At 70.7% G+C, this 23604-nt stretch carries 18 protein-coding genes; 4 read left to right on the top strand and 14 right to left on the bottom strand.

The features are described 5' to 3' along the window. Positions 1-356 precede the first annotated feature (356 nt). The 3 genes from glgB to ACVWWH_RS15710 all read right to left on the bottom strand — a co-directional run bounded on the left by glgB (position 357) and on the right by ACVWWH_RS15710 (position 8254). Entirely contained in the window at positions 357-4214 is a 3858-nt protein-coding gene (glgB, locus tag ACVWWH_RS15700) for a 1,4-alpha-glucan branching protein GlgB (protein WP_457317187.1), read from the bottom strand. Next, positions 4211-6007 (bottom strand): maltose alpha-D-glucosyltransferase, encoded by a 1797-nt coding sequence (gene treS, locus ACVWWH_RS15705; protein WP_457317188.1) that lies wholly within the window; start codon positions 6005-6007, stop codon positions 4211-4213. The genes glgB and treS overlap by 4 nt, the downstream gene beginning before the upstream one ends. Before the next feature lie 78 nt (positions 6008-6085). Next, on the bottom strand, positions 6086-8254 hold the full coding sequence (locus ACVWWH_RS15710) for an alpha-1,4-glucan--maltose-1-phosphate maltosyltransferase (protein ID WP_457317267.1): 2169 nt from the start codon (positions 8252-8254) through the stop codon (positions 6086-6088). A gap of 50 nt (positions 8255-8304) precedes the next feature. Between ACVWWH_RS15710 and glgP the strand changes: the two genes are divergently transcribed. Continuing rightward, positions 8305-10920, top strand: coding sequence for an alpha-glucan family phosphorylase (glgP, locus tag ACVWWH_RS15715; protein WP_457317189.1), 2616 nt, complete (start codon positions 8305-8307; stop codon positions 10918-10920). Here glgP and ACVWWH_RS15720 read toward each other — a convergent pair whose 3' ends face one another. Genes ACVWWH_RS15720 through glgX form a run of 3 tightly spaced genes read right to left on the bottom strand, consistent with a single transcriptional unit; the run spans position 10921 to position 13756 of the window. After that, positions 10921-11238: a barstar family protein gene (locus ACVWWH_RS15720; protein ID WP_457317190.1), complete on the bottom strand. Its 318-nt coding sequence runs from the start codon at positions 11236-11238 to the stop codon at positions 10921-10923. After that, positions 11235-11690: a ribonuclease domain-containing protein gene (locus ACVWWH_RS15725; RefSeq protein WP_066495499.1), complete on the bottom strand. Its 456-nt coding sequence runs from the start codon at positions 11688-11690 to the stop codon at positions 11235-11237. The genes ACVWWH_RS15720 and ACVWWH_RS15725 overlap by 4 nt, the downstream gene beginning before the upstream one ends. Next, complete coding sequence (gene glgX, locus ACVWWH_RS15730; protein ID WP_066501963.1) at positions 11687-13756, bottom strand: glycogen debranching protein GlgX; 2070 nt, start codon at positions 13754-13756, stop codon at positions 11687-11689. The genes ACVWWH_RS15725 and glgX overlap by 4 nt, the downstream gene beginning before the upstream one ends. Before the next feature lie 174 nt (positions 13757-13930). Between glgX and ACVWWH_RS15735 the strand changes: the two genes are divergently transcribed. Then, on the top strand, positions 13931-14725 hold the full coding sequence (locus ACVWWH_RS15735) for a carbon-nitrogen hydrolase family protein (RefSeq protein ID WP_066495498.1): 795 nt from the start codon (positions 13931-13933) through the stop codon (positions 14723-14725). A gap of 65 nt (positions 14726-14790) precedes the next feature. Here the strand turns inward: ACVWWH_RS15735 and rlmB are convergent, their stop codons facing one another. From rlmB to ACVWWH_RS15765, 6 genes are all read right to left on the bottom strand, one after another. Continuing rightward, positions 14791-15795, bottom strand: a complete 1005-nt coding sequence (rlmB, locus tag ACVWWH_RS15740) for a 23S rRNA (guanosine(2251)-2'-O)-methyltransferase RlmB (protein ID WP_066495497.1) — start codon at positions 15793-15795, stop codon at positions 14791-14793. Continuing rightward, positions 15796-17319 (bottom strand): cysteine--tRNA ligase, encoded by a 1524-nt coding sequence (gene cysS / locus ACVWWH_RS15745; RefSeq protein WP_457317191.1) that lies wholly within the window; start codon positions 17317-17319, stop codon positions 15796-15798. A gap of 65 nt (positions 17320-17384) precedes the next feature. Next, the gene (locus tag ACVWWH_RS15750; RefSeq protein ID WP_066495487.1) at positions 17385-17717 is read right to left on the bottom strand and encodes a hypothetical protein; all 333 of its coding nucleotides are present in this window, start codon (positions 17715-17717) and stop codon (positions 17385-17387) included. Between the two features lie 106 nt (positions 17718-17823). Further along, entirely contained in the window at positions 17824-18309 is a 486-nt protein-coding gene (gene ispF / locus ACVWWH_RS15755; RefSeq protein ID WP_457317192.1) for a 2-C-methyl-D-erythritol 2,4-cyclodiphosphate synthase, read from the bottom strand. 28 nt (positions 18310-18337) lie between these two features. Then, entirely contained in the window at positions 18338-19105 is a 768-nt protein-coding gene (gene ispD / locus ACVWWH_RS15760) for a 2-C-methyl-D-erythritol 4-phosphate cytidylyltransferase (RefSeq protein WP_447421170.1), read from the bottom strand. A 102-nt stretch (positions 19106-19207) separates the two neighbouring features. After that, positions 19208-19690, bottom strand: a complete 483-nt coding sequence (locus tag ACVWWH_RS15765) for a CarD family transcriptional regulator (RefSeq protein WP_066495480.1) — start codon at positions 19688-19690, stop codon at positions 19208-19210. A gap of 280 nt (positions 19691-19970) precedes the next feature. On the opposite strand from ACVWWH_RS15765, the gene ACVWWH_RS15770 reads away from it, so the two are divergent. Further along, positions 19971-20597: a hypothetical protein gene (locus ACVWWH_RS15770; protein WP_066495478.1), complete on the top strand. Its 627-nt coding sequence runs from the start codon at positions 19971-19973 to the stop codon at positions 20595-20597. Positions 20598-20858: 261 nt separating this feature from the next. Here ACVWWH_RS15770 and ACVWWH_RS15775 read toward each other — a convergent pair whose 3' ends face one another. After that, entirely contained in the window at positions 20859-21539 is a 681-nt protein-coding gene (locus ACVWWH_RS15775) for a response regulator transcription factor (RefSeq protein WP_066495477.1), read from the bottom strand. Further along, the gene (locus ACVWWH_RS15780) at positions 21536-22717 is read right to left on the bottom strand and encodes a sensor histidine kinase (RefSeq protein WP_066495475.1); all 1182 of its coding nucleotides are present in this window, start codon (positions 22715-22717) and stop codon (positions 21536-21538) included. The genes ACVWWH_RS15775 and ACVWWH_RS15780 overlap by 4 nt, the downstream gene beginning before the upstream one ends. A gap of 174 nt (positions 22718-22891) precedes the next feature. Between ACVWWH_RS15780 and phoU the strand changes: the two genes are divergently transcribed. Continuing rightward, complete coding sequence (phoU, locus tag ACVWWH_RS15785) at positions 22892-23551, top strand: phosphate signaling complex protein PhoU (RefSeq protein WP_457317193.1); 660 nt, start codon at positions 22892-22894, stop codon at positions 23549-23551. The last annotated feature ends 53 nt before the right edge of the window (positions 23552-23604 follow it).

The raw sequence follows: 23604 nt of genomic DNA on the forward strand, positions 1-23604 counted from the left end.
ACAGGCACATTTGACAACCATAAAAAATGGCATCAACAAACTTGGCACACTATTGAGTTCTCAAACAACACGCCGCACCCGGTAACAACCAGAACCAATCAGGCCCTCCCGGAGCAACTTCTCAAACCTACCCGCTCGCCCGCTCCGAGTCAAACCGGGCCTTGCGGCTCGATGAGCGTTCGCGAACTGTCGGGGTTGGTTGCGCCTTGCGGGATGCTTCCCGGTCTGCGGCGCGGAAAAAACTATACCACCGGCTCGCCGGCAACGCCAACCGGCCCGAGACGGCTGTGGGGAGGCATCAGAGTGCCTCCCCACAGCGGCCGCCGATAGGCCCGCGGCTGGCCCGCCGGCTGCGGCTACTCGGCCGTCTCCGTGGCGACATCGGGGACGAGGTACACGACGCCCAGCGGGGGAAGCGTGAGCACCGCCGAGGCCGGCTTGCCGTCCCACTCCCGCGCTTCCGCGACGACGAGTCCGCCGTTCGTCACGCCCGAGCCGCCGAACTCGGTGGCGTCCGTGTTGAGCAGCTCGCGCCAGCGTCCCGCCTGCGGCAGGCCCACGGTGTAGTCGATGTGCGGGTTGCCGGCGAAGTTCGCGATGCACACGAGGGGCGCGCCGTCGTCGGACCAGCGGATGAACGAGATGACGTTGCGCTCCGCGTCGTCGCCGCGGATCCACTCGTAGCCGGCCGGATCGTTGTCCTTCTCGTAGAGGGCCGGCGTGGACCGGTAGACCGAGTTGAGCTCGCGGAAGAGCCTCTGGACCCCTTGGTGCGGCTCAAGGTCGGCCATCCACCACTCGAGCCCGTGCTCCTGGTTCCACTCGGCCTCCTGGGCGAACTCGCAGCCCATGAAGATGAGCTGCTTGCCCGGGTGGGCCCACTGGAAGGCGTAGAACGCGCGCAGGTTGGCCAGCTGCTTCCACCGGTCCCCCGGCATCTTGCGCAGCATCGACCCCTTGCCGTGGACCACCTCGTCATGGCTGATGGGCAGGAGGAAGTTCTCACTGAACGCGTACACGATCGAGAACGTCATCTTGTTGTGGTGCCAGGACCGATTCATGGGGTCCTCGTGCATGTACTGGAGCGAGTCGTGCATCCAGCCCATGTTCCACTTGATGCCGAACCCGAGCCCGTTGAGCGAGGTGGGCTTTGTGACGCCGGGGAAGGCGGTGGACTCTTCCGCGATCGTGACGATGCCCGGATTGCGCTTGTAGGCGGTCGCGTTCGTCTCCTGCAGGAAGGAGATGGCCTCGAGATTCTCGCGGCCGCCGTACTGGTTGGGCCGCCACTGGCCTTCCTGGCGGGAGTAGTCCAGGTAGAGCATCGACGCGACGGCGTCGACGCGCAGACCGTCGATGTGGAACTCCTCGAGCCAGTACAGGGCGTTCGCCACGAGGAAGTTGCGCACCTCGGTGCGGCCGAAGTTGAAGATGAGCGTGCCCCAGTCGGGGTGCTCGCCCTGCATCGGGTCGGCGTGCTCGTACAGCGGCTCGCCGTCGAACCTCGCCAGGGCCCACTCGTCCTTCGGGAAGTGCGCGGGGACCCAGTCGACGATCACACCGATGCCCGCCTGGTGGAGGCGGTCGACGAGGTACCGGAAGTCGTCCGGGTGCCCGAAGCGCGAGCTCGGGGCGTAGTAGGACGTGACCTGGTAGCCCCACGAGCCTCCGAAGGGGTGCTCGGCGACCGGCATGAACTCGACGTGGGTGAACCCCATGCGCTGGACGTACTCGACGAGCTCCTCGGCCAGCTCGCGGTATCCGAGTCCGAGCCTCCACGAGCCGATGTGCACCTCGTACACGCTCATGGGGGCGTTGTGCGGATCCTTCGAGGCCCGCGCCGCCATCCACTCGTCGTCCTTGAAGACATAGTTCGACTCGTCGACCCGGGAGGCGGTGAGCGGCGGGACCTCGGTGGCGAAGGCCATCGGGTCCGCCCGCTCGACCCAGTGGCCGTGGCGCGTGAGGATCCCGAACTTGTAGCACATGCCTGCTACAACGCCGGGGATGAAGATCTCCCAGACGCCGGACGTCCCGAGGCTCCGCATCGCGTGCTCGCGGCCGTCCCAGCCGTTGAAGTCACCCTTGACCTGGACAGCCTGGGCGTTGGGCGCCCAGACCTTGAAGGACGTGCCCTCGACGTTCCCGAGCACGGAGTGGTGCCGCTCCACATGGGCGCCCAGCGCCTTCCACAGCTCCTCGTGGCGCCCCTCCCCGATCAGGTGGAGGTCGAGCTCGCCGATGCTGGGCATGTAGCGGTACGGGTCATCGACGGTGACGAGATGGCCGTCCCCGTACTCGACCTCGAGCCGGTAGTCCGGCACGTGGCCAGGGTCGGCCTCCGGGACGGTCCCGACCCACACGCCGTGCGACTCGTGGTCCAAGGGGACGCGGCCCGCCGGCGTGACCGCCGTGACGGAGCTCGCGAGGTGCTTGAGCGCGCGGATCGTCACCGTGCCCTCGTCGTCGAGATGCGCGCCGAGGACGGCGTGCGGCTGGTGGAAGGCACCGGCCGCGACCTTGGCCAGCACGTCCCGGTCGACGGGGACGGGCGCCTTCTCGCCGGCGCCGGGGACAGTCCCCGACGGTGCCTCCACGACGTCGCCTGCCAGGCTCTGGGCGCGGACCGCGCCCTCGTGCTGTGCGGCAGTCTGGTCTCCGGCGCCCTGCGCCGCTCCCCCTGCATGCTCTCCGTGTGCCACGTGCGCCTCCTCTCCGGGCGGCGGTGCCGCCGCCCCGACTGCTGACCCGCCCGGTACGCCTTCGGGCCCACCGGGGATGCCTTCCCGTGATCGGTCCTGCTCCTGGCCCGGAAGCCAGGCCCCCAGCGCCGTGCGTGCGGCGTGCAGGGGGATCTCGGCCCACGCTGGCCGGTTCCGCTCCTCGTAGGAGACCTCGTACAGTGCCTTGTCGAGCCAGAGGGCGTCGAAGAGGGCGGTGCCGAAGGGGCTGTCGCCGCCCGCCACGGAGGCGTAGCCCTCCCAGTAGGCCCGCCCCGCGGCGTCGGCCCACCCTTCCGGGACGCGCGCCGCGGGATCCGTGCGGCGCGCCGCGCCGGCCGCGTAGTCGAACGAACGCAGCATCCCGACGACGTCACGGAGGACCACGTCGGGCAGGCTGCGCTCGGCGACGGGCCGGAGCGGCTCGCCCTCGAAGTCGAGGATGGCGAAGGGCCGCTCGCTGCCGGCGAAGTGGAGGACCTGGCCCAGGTGCAGGTCCCCGTGGATGCGCTGGAGGACGAGGCCGTCGCAGGCCGCGGGCAGCGCCGCCAGGAGGGCGTCGAGGGCCGCGTCGGGCACGGCCACGCTCGCGCGCACCTCGGCCCAGGCTTCCCGCAGGCGCTCGGAGATGCGCTGGATGAACGCATCGGCGGCGTCGGCGTCGAGCGTCTCGGTGCCGAGCGTCGTGGCGAGGGCCGTGTGGATCCGGGCCGTGGCCGCGCCGAGTCCGCGCGCCGCGTCCGAGAGGTCCCGACCGTCGGCAGCGGCGTCGAGCGCGACTCCCCACATGTCCGCGCCGCCGGCCAGGAATTCGTGCGCGACGGCGAGCTGGCCCTGCTCGCGGCCCCTCGAGGGCCGCTCCCACTCGACGTCGATCCAGCCGAGCGCGGTCGGGGCGTCGGTGGCGTGGGCGCGGGCCAGGGCTGCGCCGAGCTCCACCTCGGGGTTGAGCCCCTCCGAGAGCTGGCGGAAGACCTTGACCATCGCATCGCCGGCAGCCGAACGGACCACGATCGAGGTGTTCGACTGCTCTCCCCGCAGGACCGACGCGGTGAGTGCGCCGTCGGGGAGGGCGCCCTGGCCGCTGGAGGAGCCGACGGCCTCGGCGTGGTCGCCCTGGAGCGCGGCGCCGTCCGCCATCAGGCCCAGCAGCGCCACCGAGAAGGCGGGTTCGTGCACGGCGTCGTACACCCAGACCACGGTCCCGCCGGGTCCGCCGACGGCGCCGATGAGGGCGGCCTCCCTGTCGTCCTCCGGCCGCTCGCGCAGGCTCAGCGGCACGTTGAGGATGGTGTCGAGCCGGCCGGCGCTGGCGCGGACGAAGTGCACCTCGAGGCGCGGGGCATCAGGGCCACCGGCCGAGAGCACGAGGCCGCCCACCGGGGTGAACTCGACCTCGCGGCCCTTGGCCGGGAACCACCGCTGCCCGGGGATCCACTCGGCCAGCAGCGCGTCCAGGGACGGGAAGAGGCCTCGGGCCTCGGCGTCCGTCACTGGACCAGCTCCCCGGCCGGGGGCTCAGGGACAATGACCGGCAGCGCCGTGGTCAGCGGGCTGGTCGGGACCGAGGCCGCATTGCGGACGCGCAGCCAGAAGTACCCGTGCGCGCCGAGCGTGACGTGGAAGCGCCCGTCCTGCCCGACCTGGGAGAACGGCTCTCCCCCGAAGATGTCCCGCAGGCCGCGCCCGGCGAACTCCGGCATGTCGAGCCCGGCCGCCACGGGGTGCCCGGCGAGGTTGAACACGCACAGGATGGCCTCGCCGCGCCTGCCGTGCGCCACGTCGTCGGGCATCTCCCTCAGGTAGGCGAGGACGCGATCGCTGTCCGTGGGGACGTTGCGGTAGCCGCCGAGGCCGAAGACCGGATGCGCGCGGCGCACGCCGAGGATGTTGCGGATCCACCGCAGGAGGCTGCCGGAGTGCGCCATCTCGGCCTCCACGTTCGCCATCCCGTAGTGGTACACCAACGACTGGATCGTGGGCAGGTAGAGCTTGCCCGGGTCCGCGGTCGAGAAGCCCGCGTTGCGGTCGGGGTTCCACTGCATCGGCGTGCGCACCGCGTCGCGGTCGTCGAGCCAGATGTTGTCCCCCATGCCGATCTCGTCGCCGTAGTACAGGAAGGGGCTGCCCGGCAGCGAGAGCAGGAGCGCGTTGATGAGCTCGATCTCCCCGCGGGAGTTGTCCAGCAGGGGCGCCAGGCGGCGGCGGATGCCGACGTTGGCCCGCATCCGCGGGTCCGAGGCGTACCAGCCGAGCATGGCCTCGCGCTCCTCCACGGTGACCATCTCGAGGGTCAGCTCGTCGTGGTTGCGCAGGAAGGTGCCCCACTGGGCACCGTCCGGGATGGCCGGCGTGTCCACCATCGTGTCGATGATCGGCTGCGCCCTCTGGTCGCGCAGCGCGTAGTACAGGCGCGGCATGATCGGGAAGTGGAAGGCCATGTGGCACTCGGGCTCGGTCTCGGTGCCGAAGTACTCGACGACCTCGTGCGGGGGCTGGTTGGCCTCGGCGATGATGATGCGGCCCGGGTACTTGTGGTCCATGAACTCCCGCAGCCGGGCGAGGAAGACGTGCGTGGCCGGGAGGTTCTCGCAGTTCGTCCCCTCCTCCGCGTACAGGTAGGGGATCGCATCGGCCCGGATGCCGTCCACGCCCTGGTCGAGCCAGAACTGCACGACGTCGAAGATCGCCTGCTGGACCTTCGGGTTCTCGTAGTTCAGGTCAGGCTGGTGGCTGAAGAAGCGGTGCCAGAAGAACTGCCGCCGGATCGGGTCGAAGGTCCAGTTGGACTCCTCGGTGTCGATGAAGATGATGCGGGCGTCCTGGTACTTCTCGTCCGTGTCACTCCACATGTAGAAGTCCCCGTACGGCCCGTCCGGGTCTCGCCGGGACTCCTGGAACCAGCGGTGCTGGTCGGAGGTGTGGTTGAGCGGAAGGTCGATGATGATCCGCACGCCGCGGGCATGGGCCTCTGCGACGAGCCGCTGGAAGTCGCTGATCGAGCCGAACTCCGGCAGCACGGACTCGTAGTCGGAGACGTCGTAGCCGCCGTCGCGGAGCGGGGACTCGAAGAACGGCGGCAGCCACAGGCAGTCCACCCCGAGCCACTGCAGGTAGTCGAGCCGGTCGATCAGGCCCTGGATGTCCCCGGAGCCGTCTCCGTTCGCGTCGTTGAACGCCCGGACGAGGACCTCGTAGAAGACCGCCTTCTTGTACCAGAAGGGGTCGTGCTTGAGGCCTGGCGCGTTGACGTTGAAGTTCGGCTGTGCCTGCTGGCCGATGTTCATGGACTCTTCAGGTCTCCTTAACGGCGGGTCACGCTGGTTCGGGTCTACGCCACGTTAGCGTGGCGCCTGAGGGACCGGCTACCGGCGCACGTGGAGGATGTGCGCCGGTTCGGCGTGCGCGTCGAGCCGCACGTAGTTGTGCTCCCCCCACATCCACGACTGCCCGGACAGGAGGTCGTCGACCCGGAACCTGCCCTCGAGGTCGAGGGCCTCCCGGTCGAGGTGGAGCGCCGGGAGGTCCAGGGTCACGGTGCTCTCCCGGGTCGCGTGGGGGTCGACGTTGACGACGATGATGAGGGTGTCCTTGGTCCCGTCGGCGTTCTCCTTGTGCTTGGAGAACACCACCGTCGCATCGTCGGTGCTCGAGTGCAGGGTGAGGTTCTGCAGGTCCATGAGCGCGGGGTGGGCGCGCCGGATCTCGTTCAGCCGGGTCAGGTACGGCGCGAGCGAGCGGCCTGCGGCCTCCGCGCCGGCCCAGTCCCGCTGCTTGTACTCGTACTTCTCGTTGTCGATGTACTCCTCGGCGCCGGGGCGGGCCACGTGCTCGACCAGCTCATAGCCGGCGTACACGCCCCACAGCGGGCTTGCCATCGAGGCGAGGACGGCGCGGATCTTGAAGGCGGGCCAGCCGCCGAACTGGAGGTACTCGGTGAGGATGTCCGGGGTGTTCACGAAGAGGTTCGGCCGGTAGAACGGGGCCCAGTCCTTCGAGATCATGGTGAAGAACTCCTCGAGCTCCGCCCGGGTGTTCCGCCATGTGAAGTACGTGTAGGACTGCTGGAACCCGGCCCGGCCGAGCGCCTTCATCATCGCCGGGCGCGTGAAGGCCTCGGCGAGGAACACGACGTCGGGGTTCTTCTTGGCGACCTTGCCGATGAGCCACTCCCAGAACCACACGGGCTTGGTGTGCGGGTTGTCGACGCGGAAGATCTTCACCCCGTGGTCGATCCAGAGGTTCACGATCCGCAGGATCTCCTTGGACAGGCCCTCGGGATCGTTGTCGAAGTTCAGCGGGTAGATGTCCTGGTACTTCTTCGGCGGGTTCTCGGCGTAGGCGATCGAGCCGTCGACGCGGGTGGTGAACCACTCGGGATGGGACGTCACCCAGGGGTGGTCCGGCGAGGCCTGCAGCGCGAGGTCGATAGCCACCTCGAGTCCGAGCTCCTCGGCGCGGGCCACGAACGCCTCGAAGTCCTCGAAGGTGCCGAGGTCCGGGTGGATCGTGTCGTGGCCGCCCTCGGCGGCGCCGATGGCCCACGGCGAGCCGGGATCCCCCGGGTCGGCGGTGAGCGAGTTGTTCGGGCCCTTGCGGAAGGCGCGCCCGATCGGGTGGATCGGCGGCAGGTAGATGACGTCGAAGCCCATGGCCGCCACGCCGGGGAGGCGCTCGGCGGCGGTGCGCAGCGTGCCCGAGGTCCACGCCCCCGTCGCATGGTCGCGCACGGCACCCTCCGAGCGGGGGAAGAACTCGTACCACGCGCCGCGCCCGGCCCGCTCGCGCTCGACCAGGAGGGGGAAGTGCTCGCTCTCCGTGACGAGCTCGCGGATCGGGAGGCGTTCGACGGCGGCCCGCACCTCGGGCGCCTCGCCCGCGGCGAGGCGATCCTCGACGGAGCGGGAGGCGTCGGCGAGCGTGTACGACGCCGAGCGGAGCGTTGCGCGGTCCGCCTCGCTGCGGTCCTCGTCCTCGGCCGCGGCGGCGAAGAGCGCCGCGCCCTCGGCGAGCATGAGCTCGACGTCGATGCCCGCGGCGATCTTCACGGCGGCGTTGTGGTGCCACGTGCCGTAGCGGTCATGCCAGGCCTCGATGGTGAAGGTCCACTCGCCCTCCTTGGTGGGGGTGAGGATGCCGTGCCAGCGGTCCAGGCCCTTGCCCAGCTCGCGGAGCCGGACGCGCTGCTTCTCCTTCCCGCGCGGAGAGTAGAGGACTGCGCTCACGCCGAGCGCGTCGTGGCCCTCGCGGAATGCGGTGGCGCCCACCGCAATGCCCTCTCCGGCGACGGCCTTCGCGGGGAACGCCCCGCCCTCGACCACGGGTGAGACGTCCGTGATGGGGAAGCGGCCGAAGCGGAGCTTGCCGGGAATGTGCGGTTCGAGAGCGGGCACAGGTTGTCCTTTCGCATGGCGGGCGTGGTCCCTGATGGCCTGTCCATCCGTCACGATAGCCCGGCTCGCGGACGATTGCGAAGGACGTGACCGGCCGCCGGTGACCCCGCTCCCCGACCCATACCCGCAGTTCACCGCCATGTAACGTGGCACTCTTCATCGGTGCTCGCGGCTCGGCTAGTGTGGCGCAGGTGAAGGCCATCCGTAGATTCACCGTCCGCACCGTGCTCCCTGAGCCGATCGCTGCGCTCGACACGCTCGCCACGAACCTGCGCTGGTCCTGGCACCAGCCGACCCGTGAGCTCTTCGCCGGTCTCGACCCCGAACTCTGGGAAGAGAGCCGGCACGATCCGGCAGGCCTGCTGGGCCTCGTCACCCGCGAGCAGCTGCAGCGGCTGGCCCTGGATCCGGACGTGGTGGCCCGCGTGCGCGCGGCCGAGGAGGACCTGCGCGCCTACCTCGAGGAACCGCGCTGGTACCAGGGGCTCGGGGACGCGGCACCGAGGTGCATCGCCTACTTCTCCCCCGAGTACGGGATCACGGAGGTCCTCCCCCAGTACTCCGGCGGCCTCGGGATTCTCGCCGGCGACCACCTCAAGAGCGCCTCCGACCTCGGTGTGCCGCTGATCGGCGTCGGCCTCCTCTACCAGGCCGGCTACTTCAAGCAGTCGCTCTCGCGCGATGCGTGGCAGCAGGAGACCTACCCGGTGCTCGACCCGGACGCGCTGCCCCTGACGCTGCTCAAGGAAGCCGACGGCACGGCGTGCGTGGTGACCCTCCCGCTGCCCAACGGCCGCAAGCTCCACGCCCACATCTGGCGCGCCGACGTGGGCCGCGTCCCGCTGCTGCTGCTCGACTCCAACATGCCGGCGAACGACGACGGCGCGCGCTCCATCACCGACCGCCTCTACGGCGGCGGCGGAGACCACCGGCTCCAGCAGGAGCTCCTGCTGGGCATGGGCGGCGTGAAGGCGCTGCGCATCTTCCAGCGGCTCACGGGCGGCCCGGCGCCGGAGGTCTTCCACACGAACGAGGGCCACGCGGGCTTCCTGGGCATCGAGCGGATCCAGGAGCTGATGTCCGCGTCCGAGCCCCTCACCTGGGACGAGGCCCTCGTGGCCGGCCGCGCGTCCACCGTGTTCACGACCCACACGCCCGTGGCCGCGGGCATCGACCGGTTCGATGCGGCGCAGATCAAGTACTTCTTCGATGCCGGCCTGGCCCCGGACGTGCCCACCGCCAAGGTGCTCGAGCTCGGGCGGGAGAGCTACGAGGGCGGGGACCCGTCCGTGTTCAACATGGCGGTCATGGGCCTTCGCCTCGCCCAGCGGGCCAACGGCGTCGCGAAGCTGCACGGCCGCGTCTCCCGTGAGATGTTCTCCGGCCTCTGGCCGGGCTTCGACCACTCCGAGGTGCCGATCACGTCCGTGACGAACGGCGTGCACGTGCCCACGTGGATCGACCCGAGCGTCAACTCCATGGCCGAGGACCTCGCCCCGGGCTCGGGGGTGGGCGGCCGCTGGGACGTCGTCTTCAACGTCTCGGATGAGAAGATCTGGCAGATCCGCCGCGAGCTGCGGACCCGTCTCATCGAGGACGTGCGCCGGCGCGTGCGCGCCGCCTGGCGCAAGCGCGGCGCTGGCGAGGCCGAGCTGACCTGGACCGACTCGATCCTGAACCCGGACGTCCTCACCATCGGGTTCGCGCGCCGCGTCCCCACCTACAAGCGCCTCACCCTCATGCTCCGCGACCCGGCGCGCCTCAAGCGGCTGCTGCTGGATCCGGAGCACCCGATCCAGATCGTCATCGCGGGGAAGTCGCACCCGGCCGACGACGCCGGCAAGAAGATGATCCAGGACCTCGTGCGGTTCACGGACGACCCGGAGGTCCGCCACCGCATCGTGTTCCTGCCGAACTATGACATTGCGATGGCCCGCACCCTGTTCCCCGGCTGCGATGTGTGGCTGAACAACCCGCTGCGGCCCCTCGAGGCATGCGGGACGTCCGGGATGAAGGCGGCGATCAACGGCTCGCTCAACCTCTCGGTCCTCGACGGCTGGTGGGACGAGCTCTACGACGGCTCCAACGGCTGGGCGATCCCGACCGCGAGCGGCAGCGCGAGCGCCCACGAGCGGGACGACATCGAGGCCGCGGCCCTGTACGAGCTCATCGAGTCCCAGGTGGCCCCGCGCTTCTACGGTCACGCCGGCACCGAGACGGGCGCCGAGTCCGCGGGCGCCGCGGGGCCGTCCTCGGGGCGCCCCGAGGGCGAGCCGACCTCCTGGATCTCGATGATCAAGCACACCCTCTCGTTCCTGGGCCCTGCCGTCTCGGCGGACCGGATGGTGGGCGACTACGTCACCGAGCTCTACACCCCGGCGGCCAAGGCCGGCCGTGCGGCGGTGGCGGAGGACTACCGGGCCGCGCGCGAGCTCGCCGCCTGGACCAAGCACGTGCGCAGCAACTGGTCCCAGGTCCACGTCGAGCACATCGACTCGGGCGGCCTCTCGGAGGTCCCGCAGATCGGCGACAAGCTCAACGTCAGCACCTACCTCAACCTCGGCGTCCTCAACCCCTCCGACGTGCTCGTGGAGCTCGCCTACGGGAAGGTGGACGACGCCGACCAGCTCACCGGCGTGGGCCTGACGGAGCTGGAGCCGAGCGAGCACCTCGGCAACGGCCGCTACCTCTTCACCGGCGCCGCGACGATCGAGCACTCGGGCGCGTTCGGCTACACCGTCCGGGTGATCCCTCGGCATGAGGGGCTCGCGTCCAAGGCCGAGCTGGGCCTCGTGGTCAACGCCTGATCAGGCGTCCACGACCCGCACTGTGAGGGCGTCCTCGCTCGCGCCGACGGCGTCGGCGAGGATGCCCTCCACGGCCGCGAAGGCAGGGGTTGCCCGGAAGGCCTGGCTCACCCGCCATTCGATCTCGAGCGGGCGGCCCTCGCCGTTGGCGAGCTCGGAGGCGAGGTCCTGGAGGCAGTCGTTGAGCGCGTCGAGGTTCGCCCCGTAGTAGTCCGGGAAGCCCAGCGCTATCCCGAACGCGGCGAGCACCTCGCGCTTGGACGGCGCGGCCGGGACGACCACCCGGCGGCGCTCCCCCGATGGCCGGCGTGCCGTCACTGCCCCTCCCGGATGAATCTGAACGACGCGTAGTGGTCGTCCGTGTAATAGGAGTCGCCCTGCTGGCCCGCCACGATCCGCCGCGCGCCGCGGTCCGACGAGCCGGGAGTGGGCACGGTGTACTCGTGGTAGTACCCGCTGGGCCTGGCCGGCAGGATCTTCTCGAAGTTGCTGTACACGACCCCGTCGCGGCTGTAGGGGTACGGGCCGCCCCGCGCGATGAGCGCGAGGGTGTCCCGGGCCTCGCGCGGCAGCTGGGACGCCTTCACCTCCGCGAGCCGGCTCGGATTCGCCCGCCCCGCTGGGGCCGCGGCGGAAGCGGGAGCGGAGGCGGAGAACGACGGCGACCGCCCGGCGTCGGCCGTCAGCCCGCCGCAGGCGGACAGCAGGCCCGCAAGCGCCGTGGCGAGCAGCACGAGCGGGACCGCCGCGCGGGCCATGGCCCGCGTCATGCCGCGGACCGGGCCCGGTAGATCGTCAGGGAGTACGGCTCGGCGGCGTCCTGCTGCCCGGAGGCGAACACCGTGCCGATGCGCTGCTCGGCGTGGCGCGCGGTGGAATAGCGCAGCTCGTACGCCATCGCGTGCCCCTTAGCCTCGGGGAAGGTCACCACGGTCCGCTCCGGGCTGCCGTTGACCACCACGAGGCCGTCGAGGTAGCCGTCCTTCGAGCCGAGGAGGAACTGCAGGAGCCGCTCCCGCGGGTCCTGCCAGCGGGCGGGGTCCATGGGCTCGCCGTCGGGGCCGAACCAGTGGAAGTAGTTGCTCTCCTCGCGGGCCGGGTAGCTCGGGGGCTGGCGCTGGAGGAAGTCGCGCCGGATGCGGATGAGCCAGGCCGTGTGCTCGAGCAGGTGCTGGCCGGTGGAGTCCAGGTTCCAGTTCAGCCAGGTCAGCTCGTTGTCCTGGCAGTAGGCGTTGTTGTTGCCCTGCTGCGTGCGCCCGAACTCGTCTCCGGCCGTGAGCATGGGCACCCCGAGGGAGACCATGAGCGTGGCCATGAGGTTCTTCACCGTCTGGGTCCGCGCCTCGAGGATGGACTCGACCTCGGTGGGGCCCTCGAAGCCGTGGTTGTAGGAGCGGTTGTGGGTGGCACCGTCCCGGTTCTGCTCGCCGTTGGCCTCGTTGTGCTTGCGGTGGTACGCCGTGAGGTCCGCGAGGGTGAAGCCGTCATGGGCGGCGACGAAGTTGACCGAGGCCAGTGCCGTGCGGCCCGATGCCGCGAACAGCCCGTGCGAGCCCGAGAGCGCGTCGGCGAGCCTCGCCGTCGGGCCTCCCAGTCCGCCCGCATCGAGCTCCGCCCGGTCCGAGAGCCAGAAGTCGCGGACGGTATCGCGGTAGTGGTCGTTCCAGTCGGACCAGCCCAGCGGGAACCGCCCCGTCTGCCAGCCGCCGAAGCCGAGGTCCCACGGCTCGGCGATGAGCTTGGTGCGCGAGATCACCGGGTCCGCGGCGGCCGCGACGAGGAAGGGGTGCGCCGCCGTGAACGAGTGCTGCCCGTCGCGGCAGAGGGACACGGCGAGGTCGAACCGGAAGCCGTCGATCCTGTAGTCCTCGGCCCACAGCCGCAGCGAATCGAGGGCCAGCTGGACCACGCGCGGATTCGAGAAGTCGAGCGTGTTGCCGCAGCCGGTGGTGTCGATGTACCGGCCCTGAGGATCGCAGCGGTAGTACTCGTGGTCGCCGAGCCCGCGAAAGCTGACGGCCGGTCCGTCCTGCCCCTCCTCCGCCGTGTGGTTGTAGACCACATCCAGGAGCACTTCGATGCCGGCCTGGTGCAGGAGCTTGACCATGCCCTTGAACTCGTCCTGCACCGCCTGCGGCCCGGCCGCCCGGGCGGCCTCGGTGGCGTAGGCGGGGTGGGGGGCGAAGAACGCCGCCGTGTTGTAGCCCCAGTAGTTGGTGAGGCCGAGGTCCTGGAGGTGCGACTCGTCGAGGTGGAAGTGGACGGGCAGGAGCTCGACGCTCGTGATGCCCAGCCGCCGGAAGTAGTCGATCATCACCGGGTGCGCGAGGCCCGCATACGTTCCGCGCAGGTTCTCGGGGATGTCCGGGTGGAGCATGGTCTGGCCCTTGACGTGGGCCTCGTAGATGACGGTGTCCCGCAGCGGGACGGAGGGCCGCTCCACGTCGCCCCAGTCGAACCCATTGTGGACCCGCACGTTCAGCCAGCGGCCCTCGTCCTCCTCGACTGCGCGGCCATAGGGGTCGAGGAGCAGGGTGCCCTCGCCGGGCGCGGGCACCTCCCCGGCCTCGTCGGTGCGGGCGGCGAAGGCGTACCGGGTGCCCTCGGGGATGCCGGCGATCAGGCCGTGGTGGACCCCGTCCGTGTACTCGGGCAGGGGCGCCTTGCGCCAGGTGCCGCCGTGGTCGAGGAAGTGGACGTCCACCGCGTCGAGGCCGGGGGCGTACACGGCGAGGTTGACGGTGTGGGTTGCCTGCTGCTCGGCGGATCGGCCGGGGGTGAGACCGAGCGGAAACGGCTGCGACGGCGTCACCACGAACGCCAGCGGCATCGTCATGTTGCTCATGCTCATAGCATCCTTGGCCCGTCTGGCAGGGCCGTGGTCCTTCCTCGTCGGTGCCAGGGTCGACAGAGCGTGGGGGCCGCCCCTTCAGCATGCTCATCCTAGTATCCGGACCCGAACTGCCGAGAAGGCCGGGCCTTCTGCGACGCCTTCGGACATACTGGGGGCATGCGGATCGCACTCGTCCAGCTGACCTCGTCCCGCTCCGTCGAGGACAACCTCGCCCTCGTCCGCGCGCGGACCGCCGAGGCGGCCCGCCGGCATGCCGACGTCGTCGTCTTCCCCGAGGCGACCATGCGCGCGTTCGGGCACTCGCTCACGGAGATCGCCGAGCCCCTCGACGGGCCGTGGGCCCAGGCCGTGCGCGCCGCCGCCGACGATGCCGGGGTGGTCGTGGTTGTGGGCATGTTCACGCCCGGAGTGGGCGGGACCGTCCGGAACACCCTCCTGGTCCACGGCCGCGGCGTCGAGACCCACTACGACAAGATCCACCTCTACGACGCGTTCAGCTTCCTCGAGTCGGACACCGTCACCGCGGGCAAGGAGCCCGTCACCTTCACGGCCGGCGGCGTCACGTTCGGGCTCGCCACCTGCTACGACGTGCGCTTCCCGGACCTCTTCACTTCGACGGCCGACGACGGCGCCCAGGTCCAGATCGTGTGCGCCTCGTGGGGTCCCGGGCCCGGGAAGGCCGAGCAGTGGGACCTGCTCGTGCGGGCGCGGGCCGTGGACTCCACCTGCTTCGTGGTGGCCGTGGGCCAGTCCGACCCGGAGGCCGCGGGCGTGGATGCGAAGCACGGCGCGCCGACCGGGATCGGCCGCTCCGCGGTGGTCAACCCGTTCGGGCACCTGCTCGAGCGGGCCGGGTCGGGGCCCGAGACGCTGTACGTGGACCTCGACGTGGCCCAGGTGGCGAAGGCGCGGGAGGCCCTGCCCGTCCTGGCGAACCGCGTCCGCCTCTAGGGCGGGGTCACCCCGCGGAACGCGCGAGGTCACCCCGCGGACCCGCGGAGTGACGTCGCGGAGCGCTATTTGGCCTCGGCGGCCGCCCGGCGGGTCGAGACCTCGTAGAGCGAGATCGCCACGGCCATGCCGGCGTTGAGCGACTCCATGTCGGAGTCGATCGGGATCGAGACGATCTGGTCGCACAGCTCGCGGGTGAGCCGGGAGAGGCCCTTGCCCTCGGACCCGACCACGAGGCACACGGGCTCGGTCGCGAGCGCGAGGCCGGGCAGCGAGACGTCGCCGTCGCCGTCGAGCCCGAGCACGAAGATCCCGAGCTCCTTCATCTGCCGCAGCACGGTGTTGAGGTTCGGGGCCTTGGCCACCGGGACGCGGACGGCCGCGCCGGCGGACGTCTTCCACGCCGCGGCCGTCATGCCCACCGAGCGGCGCTCGGGCACGATCACGCCGTGGCCCGAGAACGCGGAGACCGAGCGGATGATCGCGCCGAGGTTGCGCGGGTCCGTGATCCCGTCGAGCGCCACGAACAGCGGCGCGTTGGCGATGTGCCCCCGGCGCCACTTCTCGATGGTCTCCTCGGCCAGCTCGAAGGCGTCCGGATACTCGTACGGGGGGACCTGGAGGGCGAGGCCCTGGTGAATCGCATCGTCCGTCATGCGGTCCAGCTCGGGCTTCTGGGCCTCGAGCAGCGCGATGCCGGCCTCCGCGGCGAGCTTCATGGCCTCGCGCACCCTGTCGTCCATCTCGATCCGGACCGCCACGTACAGGGCCTTCGCCGGGACGCCCGCGCGGAGCGCCTCGACCACCGAGTTGCGCCCGGTGACCATCTCCTCGGCGCCCTTGGTCCGGCCGGTCCCGCCGCGCCCGGCGGCGAGCCGCCCCGGCTGCCCGCTGCGCTTGGCGGCCGAGCGCTCGGCCAGCTCCTTGGCACGGTGCGCCTTGTGGTACACGCGGTCCTCGGCCTTGGGCGTGGGGCCCTTGCCCTCGAGGGCCTTGCGGCCGTGGCCGCCGGTGCCGGTGGTGGGGCCCTTCTTCTTCCGGGTTGCTCCCGGGCGTCCCTTGGCGGCCATCTAAGCTCCCATTCGGTTGGTCTGTGCGGTGTGCGGGGCAGCGAGGCTCCAGGCGGCACCGTCTGCTGAGTCCTCGACGGCGATGCCCGCCGCCGAGAGGGTGTCTCTGATCGCGTCTGCGGCCGCCCAGTCCTTGGCGGCCCGTGCGGCGGCCCGCGCCCCGAGCTGCGCGTCGACGAGGACGGCGAGGGCGCGGTGGGCGGCGCTGTCGGACGACGGCGCGTCGCTGCGGGCGGCGTCGAGGCCGAGGACGGCGGTCATCGCCAGCACTTCGGCCAACGCCGCGGAGGACGCCTCGGCATCGCCGTCGGCCAGGGCCGAGTTGCCGCGCCGCACCGTCTCGTGCAGCACGGCGAGGGCCTGCGGGATGTTGAGGTCATCGTCCATGGCCTCGGCGAACGCCTCCGGCACGGAACCGTGCGCCTCCCCGGCCTGGCCCGCGCGAGGCGAGCCGCCGCCGTCGTACGGGGCGAAGTCTCCACCGGCCCGGGCGCTCGCCTTGGCGATGAATCCGTCGATGCGCTCGACCGCGGCCGCCGCCTCCGTGAGGGAGGTGGGCCGGTAGTCGAGCACCGAGCGGTAGTGGGCCTGGCCGAGGTAGTAGCGCACCACGCGGGGGCTGGCGAGCGCGAGCATCTCCGCGGGGGCGATGACGTTGCCGATGGACTTCGACATCTTCTCGCCCTCGTAGGTGACCATGCCGTTGTGCATCCAGAAGTTCGCGAAGCCGTCCCCGGCCGCGGCGGACTGGGCGAGCTCGTTCTCGTGGTGCGGGAAGCGCAGGTCGAGGCCGCCCCCGTGGATGTCGAAGCGGGCGCCGAGGTACTTCGTGGCCATCGCGGAGCACTCGAGGTGCCAGCCCGGCCGGCCGCGGCCCCACGGCGAGGGCCAGCTGGCCGTCTCGGGCTCGCCCTGCTTGTGGCCCTTCCACAGCGCGAAGTCCCGAGGGTCCCGCTTGCCGCGCGGATCGGCGTCCGCGGCGGCCTGCATGTCCTCGATCCGCTGGTGCGTCAGGGAGCCGTACTCGGGCCACGACCGCACATCGAAGTACACGTCACCGGAGCCGTCCCCGGCGGGGTAGGCGTGGCCGCGCTCGACGAGCCGGGCGATGAGATCGTGCATCTCCGTGATGTGGCCGGTGGCGCGGGGCTCGTAGGTGGGCCGCTGGACGCCCAGGACCTCATAGGCGGCCTCGAACTCCTGCTCGTACCGGTAGGCGAGCGCGAACCACTCCTCGCGGGGGATGTAGGTGCCCTCGGGGACGAAGTCCGGCGCGAAGCTCGCCTCCGACTTGGCGAGGATCTTGTCGTCGATGTCCGTGACGTTGCGGACCACCGTGGTCTCGTAGCCGCGGTAGGCGAGCCACCGGGTGAGCTGGTCGAAGACGATCGCCGAGCGCACGTGCCCCACGTGCGGGGAGCCCTGCACGGTGGCGCCACAGTAGTACACCGAGGCCTTGCCGGGCTCGAGTGGGACGAAGTCGCGGACTTCGGCTGTGGCGGAATCGTAGAAGCGCAGGGTCACTGGATAAGGGTATACGGGAGGGTGAGTGGGACGCGGGGCGGCCTGGTCAGCGCCGGGCAGCCGGGTCAGTTCGGGCAGACCTTGCCGATGCTGTTGAGCGCGTCCGTGAACTGCTTCTGCTGCTCGGGCGTGGCCACCGCCGTCGAGGAATCGGCGACCTTCTTCTGCAGGTCTGCCATGCCCTGGATGATCGTTCCGATCGACGGGTCCACCTTCTTGGCCAGGTCGGCGTAGTGGTCGGCGACGGCCTTGGCCTGCTGGACCTGGTTGCCGGTGGGCTTGAACTGGTCGTTGCTGAGCAGCTTGCAGCTCTCCTGGACGCTGAGGCGGCCGTCGCCCCCACAGGCGGTCAGCAGCATCGTGGCGGCGAGGGCGGTGGCGAGCAGGCCTCTCTTCATGCAGTGGCTCCCTGGGGATCGGCGACGGCGGGCGTCGCGGTATGGCGGGTGGTCGGAACGGCCCACCAGTCTAGCGGACGGAAATGGCCCCCCGGACCGGGGCGGCCTACCGGACCGGCGCGACGAGGGCGGTGGCGAGGGCGGCGACGCCCTCCCGGCGTCCCGTGAACCCGAGATGATCCGTGGTCGCCGCGCTGATGCTCACCGGTGCGCCGACGATCTCGGACAGCAGCGCCTCGGACTCTGCCCGGCGGGGCCCGAACCTGGGGCGCTGGGCGATGAGCTGCACCGCGACGTTGCCGATCTCGAACCCGGCCTCCCGCACGATGGAGGCCGCCTCCGCGAGCAGCGTCGTCCCCGAGGCGCCGGCGTACTCCGGCCGGTCGGTGCCGAAGTGCGTCCCCAGGTCCCCGAGGCCTGCGGCGGAGAACAGGGCGTTCGCGGCCGCGTGGGCCACGGCGTCCGCGTCCGAGTGCCCGGCGAGCCCGCGCTCGCCCTCCCACAGGAGGCCGCCGAGCCACAGCGGGCGGGGCTCACCCTCCGGGGCGAACGCGTGGACGTCGATGCCGATCCCGGTGCGGGGCATGCTCATGGGGTTCTCCTGGGTCAGGTTCCGGGGCTCAGCCCTGGGCGGCGACGAGGGTCTCCGCCACGTGGAGGTCCATGGGGGTCGTGACCTTGAACGCCTGGAGGTCGCCGGGCACCACGTAGACCGGGGTGCCGATCGACTCGATGAGCATCGCGTCGTCCGTGATCGCGGCGACCTGCTCGGGGTCCCACGTCGCGGCCAGCTCATGGGCGCTGCGGAGGGCGGCGACGTCGAACCCCTGCGGCGTCTGCACGGCCCGCAGCTGCTCCCGCACCGCGGTGCCCGTCACGACCTCGGCCGCGACCGCCGCCGCCTCGCCCTCGGTGGGTGCGGTGGACTTGATGGTGTCGACCACCGGGATGGCGGGCACGACGGCGCCCGCGCCCCTCTCGAGCGCCTCGGCCACGCGGTGGAACACCTCGGACGGCGTGAGCGGGCGGGCGGCGTCGTGCACGAGGACGTGGACGGTGCCCGGCGCGAGGGCCGCGAGGGCGGCGCGGACCGAGTCCGACCTCGTCTCGCCGCCCGGGACGACGGTGATCTCGGGGGCCAGCTCGCCGAGCTCCTCGGCGAAGGTGCGGCACAGCTCGGTGAGCTCCGTGTCGTCCTCCGGGACGGCGACGCAGATCTGGCGGGCGATCCCGGCGCCGGCCGCGCCGCGGAGCGCGTGCAGGAGCAGGGGGGCGCCCGCGAGCGGGACCAGCGCCTTGGGGATGCCGTATCCGAGCCTCATCCCCGAGCCCGCCGCCACGATCACGACGGCTGTCGGGGACGCGGGCTGCGGGGAGGCTTCAGTCATGGGCTCCAGCCTAGACGAACGCGGCGGGAGCCCCGGAAACGCACGAAGGCCCCGGCATCCGCCGGGGCCTTCGTGGACATCCTTGCCTCTGGGGAGGCTGCCTCAGGAGGCGAGGACCTCGTCCAGGACCGTCGCAGCCTGCTCCTCGTCCGTCTTCTCGGCGAGCGCGAGCTCGGAGATGAGGATCTGGCGGGCCTTGGCCAGCATGCGCTTCTCGCCTGCGGACAGGCCGCGGTCCTGATCCCGGCGCCACAGGTCGCGGACGACCTCTGCCACCTTGATCACGTCGCCGGAGGCCAGCTTCTCGAGGTTCGCCTTGTAGCGGCGGGACCAGTTGGTCGGCTCCTCGGTGAATTCGGCACGGAGGACATCGAACACGTGCTCGAGGCCTTCCTTGCCCACGACATCGCGGACCCCGACAAGGTCCACATTCTCGGCCGGTACTTCAATCGTCAGGTCACCCTGAGCCACTTTGAGCTTGAGATACATCTTCTCTTCGCCCTTGATCGTGCGCATCTTGATCTCTTCGATCTTGGCTGCACCGTGGTGGGGGTAAACAACCGTCTCGCCAACCTCAAAAACCATGTGGACATTCCCCTTTCCCGCAGACTAGTCTACCACGTTCCCCTTCCGGACCGGGCCTCCGGACGCCGCACGAAGCCCGGAATCACGCGGAAGTCGGGCCCTTTGGGTACCCCCAGGGGGGTTGACCCGGCTCGAAAAGCATGCTTCACGTCCGCGTCGCGCGCGCGCCGCGCGCGGTCAACAGGGCACGCTGGGGCGGCCGCGCCGAATCTACAGAACGTCGAAATTGGCGATACGCTAGGGGCGACCAGACACCTCCCACCCTCTTCAGGAGCCAGCTGTGCGTTTTTCTGCAACGAAGCCGGCCAAGCGCGTCGCTGTCCTCGCCGCGCTGGGCGTCGGCCTGCTGACCGCCACGGGCTGCGGCTACATCAACGCCCAGCAGACCACCCACATGTACTCGCCCTCGGACGGCGTCCGGGCGGACATCGGCTCGCTGCAGCTGCGCAACATGCTCGTCGTCTCGGCTGACCCGAAGCCCGCCTCGTCGGCTTCGGCCGACGCCGCGTCGGGCGGTGGACCCGGCCGCCTCGTCGGCACGGTCTTCAACCCGACCGACCAGGACATGACCCTCACGTTCAAGGATGCCTCCTCCTCGACCATGCGCATCGACGTCCCGAAGAAGGGCGAGGTCCAGCTGGCCAAGCCAGGCAACAACGTGACCCTCTCGCACGCCGGGGGCATCCCGGGCGCCCTCGCGAAGATCTCCTTCACCGCGGGCAGCACCACCCAGGACGTCCAGGTCCCGATCGTCGACGGCACCCTCTCCGAGTACCGCCAGTACATCCCGAGCCCGTCCGGCTCGGCCTCGGCGACCCCGTCCGGCTCGGCCTCCGGCCCCGCCTCGGAGCCGGCCTCCGCGTCGGCCTCCGCCTCCGCGTCCGCCTCGGCTACCCCGAGCCGCTGACCCCGAGGCCCCACCGGGCGCCGCGAGGCGTCGCCCGAGCCAGCCGCTGACGACGCCGGCCGCTCACCCCGCGAGGGTGGGCGGCCGGCGTCGTACTTCTGGAAGTCACGTCCTGAAGGTCACGTCCTGAGAGCCACATGACGTGACCTTCAGGACGTGCCTCTCAGAAGGTGACCTCCAGAAGATGACCTTCAGGACGTGACCCCCAGAAGGTGACCTACAGAAGGCGACTCCCAGGAGGTGACCTTCAGAAGGAGCGGCTCAGGGCTCGAACTTGTAGCCCAGGCCGCGCACGGTGACGAGGTGGCGCGGGTTGGAGGGGTCGGGCTCGATCTTGCTCCGCAGGCGCTTCACGTGCACGTCGAGCGTCTTGGTGTCGCCCACATAGTCGGAGCCCCACACCCGGTCGATCAGCTGGCCGCGGGTGAGGACGCGTCCCGAGTTCCGCAGGAGCATCTCGAGCAGCTCGAACTCCTTCAGCGGCAGGGACACCTGCTCGCCGTCGACGCTCACCACGTGCCGGTCCACGTCCATGCGCACCGGGCCGGCCTGCACGGTCGAGGAGATGAGCTCCTCGGGCTCGCCGTGGCGGCGCAGGACCGCCCGCACCCGCGCCACGAGCTCGCGCGAGGAGTACGGCTTGGTGACGTAGTCGTCGGCGCCGAGCTCGAGGCCCACGACCTTGTCGATCTCGGAGTCCTTCGCGGTGAGCATGATCACCGGCACGCCCGAGCGCGCGCGGAGCTGCCTGCACACCTCCGTCCCGGGGATCCCGGGAAGCTGGAGGTCCAGGAGCACGAGGTCGGCCCCGTTGCGGTCGAACTCGACCAGCGCGTCGTGGCCGTTGTCCACCACCTCGACCTCGTAGCCCTCCTTCGCCAGGAGGAACGACAAGGGGTCGCTGAACGACTCCTCGTCCTCGACGATCATGATCCTGCTCAAGCCATCGCTCCTTGCTCCGGCGGCCGTCCGGCCGCGCTCTGGTCTTCCGTGCCGCCCTCGAGGTCCGGCAGGCGCACCGTGAAGGTCGAGCCCTTGCCGGGCTGCGACCACACGGTCACCTCGCCTCCGTGGTTCTCCACGACGTGCTTGACGATGCTCAGGCCGAGGCCCGTGCCGCCGGTCTGCCGCGAGCGGGCGGCGTCCGCGCGGTAGAAGCGCTCGAAGACGCGCTCCTGGTCCTCGGGGCCCATGCCGATCCCCTGGTCCGTGACCGAGACGGACACGAGGCCGTCCCGGTGCCGGATGCCGATCCCCACCGTGGTGTTCCCCGGGGAGTACCGTACGGCGTTGTCGATGAGGTTCCGGAAGGCGTTGGTCAGCAGGTCGGGGTCGCCGAAGACCTGCGCGCCGACGTCGCCGCCCACGCGGACCTCGATGTCCTTGGCCTCGGCGGCGAGCCGGGACCGGTCGACGGCGTCGGCGACCACCTCGTTGATGTCCACGGCCTTGCCCTGGTGCACCACGTCGGCGCCCTGGAGGCGGGAGAGCTCGATGATGTCCTGCACGAGCGCGGCCAGGCGGCTCGCCTCCTTGTGCATGCGCGCGGCGAACCGGCGCACCGCATCCTCGTCGTCGGGGCTCGCCTCGAGGGCCTCGGCCAGCAGCGAGATGGCGCCGACCGGGGTCTTGAGCTCGTGGGAGACGTTGGCGACGAAGTCGTTGCGGATGCGCTCCGTGCGGGTGATCTCTGTCCTGTCGTCGGCGAGCAGGAGGATGTACTCGTCGCCGAGGACGGCGGCGCGCACGTTGACAATGATGGTGCCCTGGCCGAGCGGTCCCCGCGGCAGCTCGAGCTGCTTCTCGAGGATCACCCCGTTCCCGCGCACCTTCGCCGTCATCTGCAGCAGTTCGCGGTGCACAACCGTGTGGCCCCGGACGAGCCCGTAGGCGTAGGCGGCGGGGCTCGCGCGGACCACGCCGTCGACCGCGTCCACCACCACGAAGGCCTGGCCCAGCACGGAGAGGACATCGGCGGCGCCCTCGGGGAAGCCCGGCTCGGCGGCCGGGCCCTCCAGGAGCTGGCGCTGGCGCTGGCTCGCACTGAAGGCGAGCACGCCGAAGGCGCCGAACGACAGGCCGATCAGGGCCGCCACGATGCCGACGACGAGAGGGTCCACGATCTTTAGCTTAGGCCGCGTCCCACCCCGTGCGGACCGCCCTGCTGGCTGGGAGGGGCCGGTTCAACTAACGTTCACCTCAAGGCGGCGAACTGTTCATTGACCGCTGGAAGTGTTGATGAGTCGGAGCACCTGCCGGGGCTCTGCCCCGTCGAGCCGTGAAAGGACGCCATCGTGCGAAAGGTATTCCAGGAGGAGCTGCAGAAGGTCCATGAGGACCTCGTCGAGATCTCGCGCCTCGTGGCCACCGCACTCGATCGGGCCGTCGAGTCGCTCACGAACGCCGACGTCGAGCTCGCCCAGGAGGTCATCGCCGCCGACGCGCGGATCGACTTCCTGCAGACGGCGCTCGATGAGAAGGCGATCGAGATCCTCGCGCTCCAGGGCCCCGTCGCGTCCGACCTGCGCATCATCGTGGGCTCCCTGCGGATGAGCGCGTCCCTCGAGCGCATGGGCGACCTCGCCCGCCACGTGGCGCAGCTGACCCGCCTGCGCTACCCGGAGAAGGCCACCCCCGTGTCCCTCGCGGGCGTGTTCGCCCGGATGGCCGAGCTGGACAAGGAGATCATCAGCGAGGTCACCGCCCTCCTCGAGGACCACGACCTCACCCGCACGAGCCGTATCCAGGCCGCGAATGCCGAGCTCGACGAGCTGCACGCCGGGATCTTCCGCGCCATCGCGGACCAGACCTGGACGGGCTCGCCGTCCGTGGCGGTCGACGTCGCCCTCCTGAGCCGCTACTTCGAGCGGTTCGCCGACCACGGCGTGTCCGTGAGCCGAAAGGTCTCCTACCTCGTCACCGGTGAGTGGGACGGGGACAACACCTCCAACTGAGGCGAGGACGACGCCGGCCGCCCTCCCCAGCGGCTCCCGGAGGGCGCTCCGCA

The sequence above is a fragment of the Sinomonas sp. RB5 genome, from assembly GCF_054063535.1.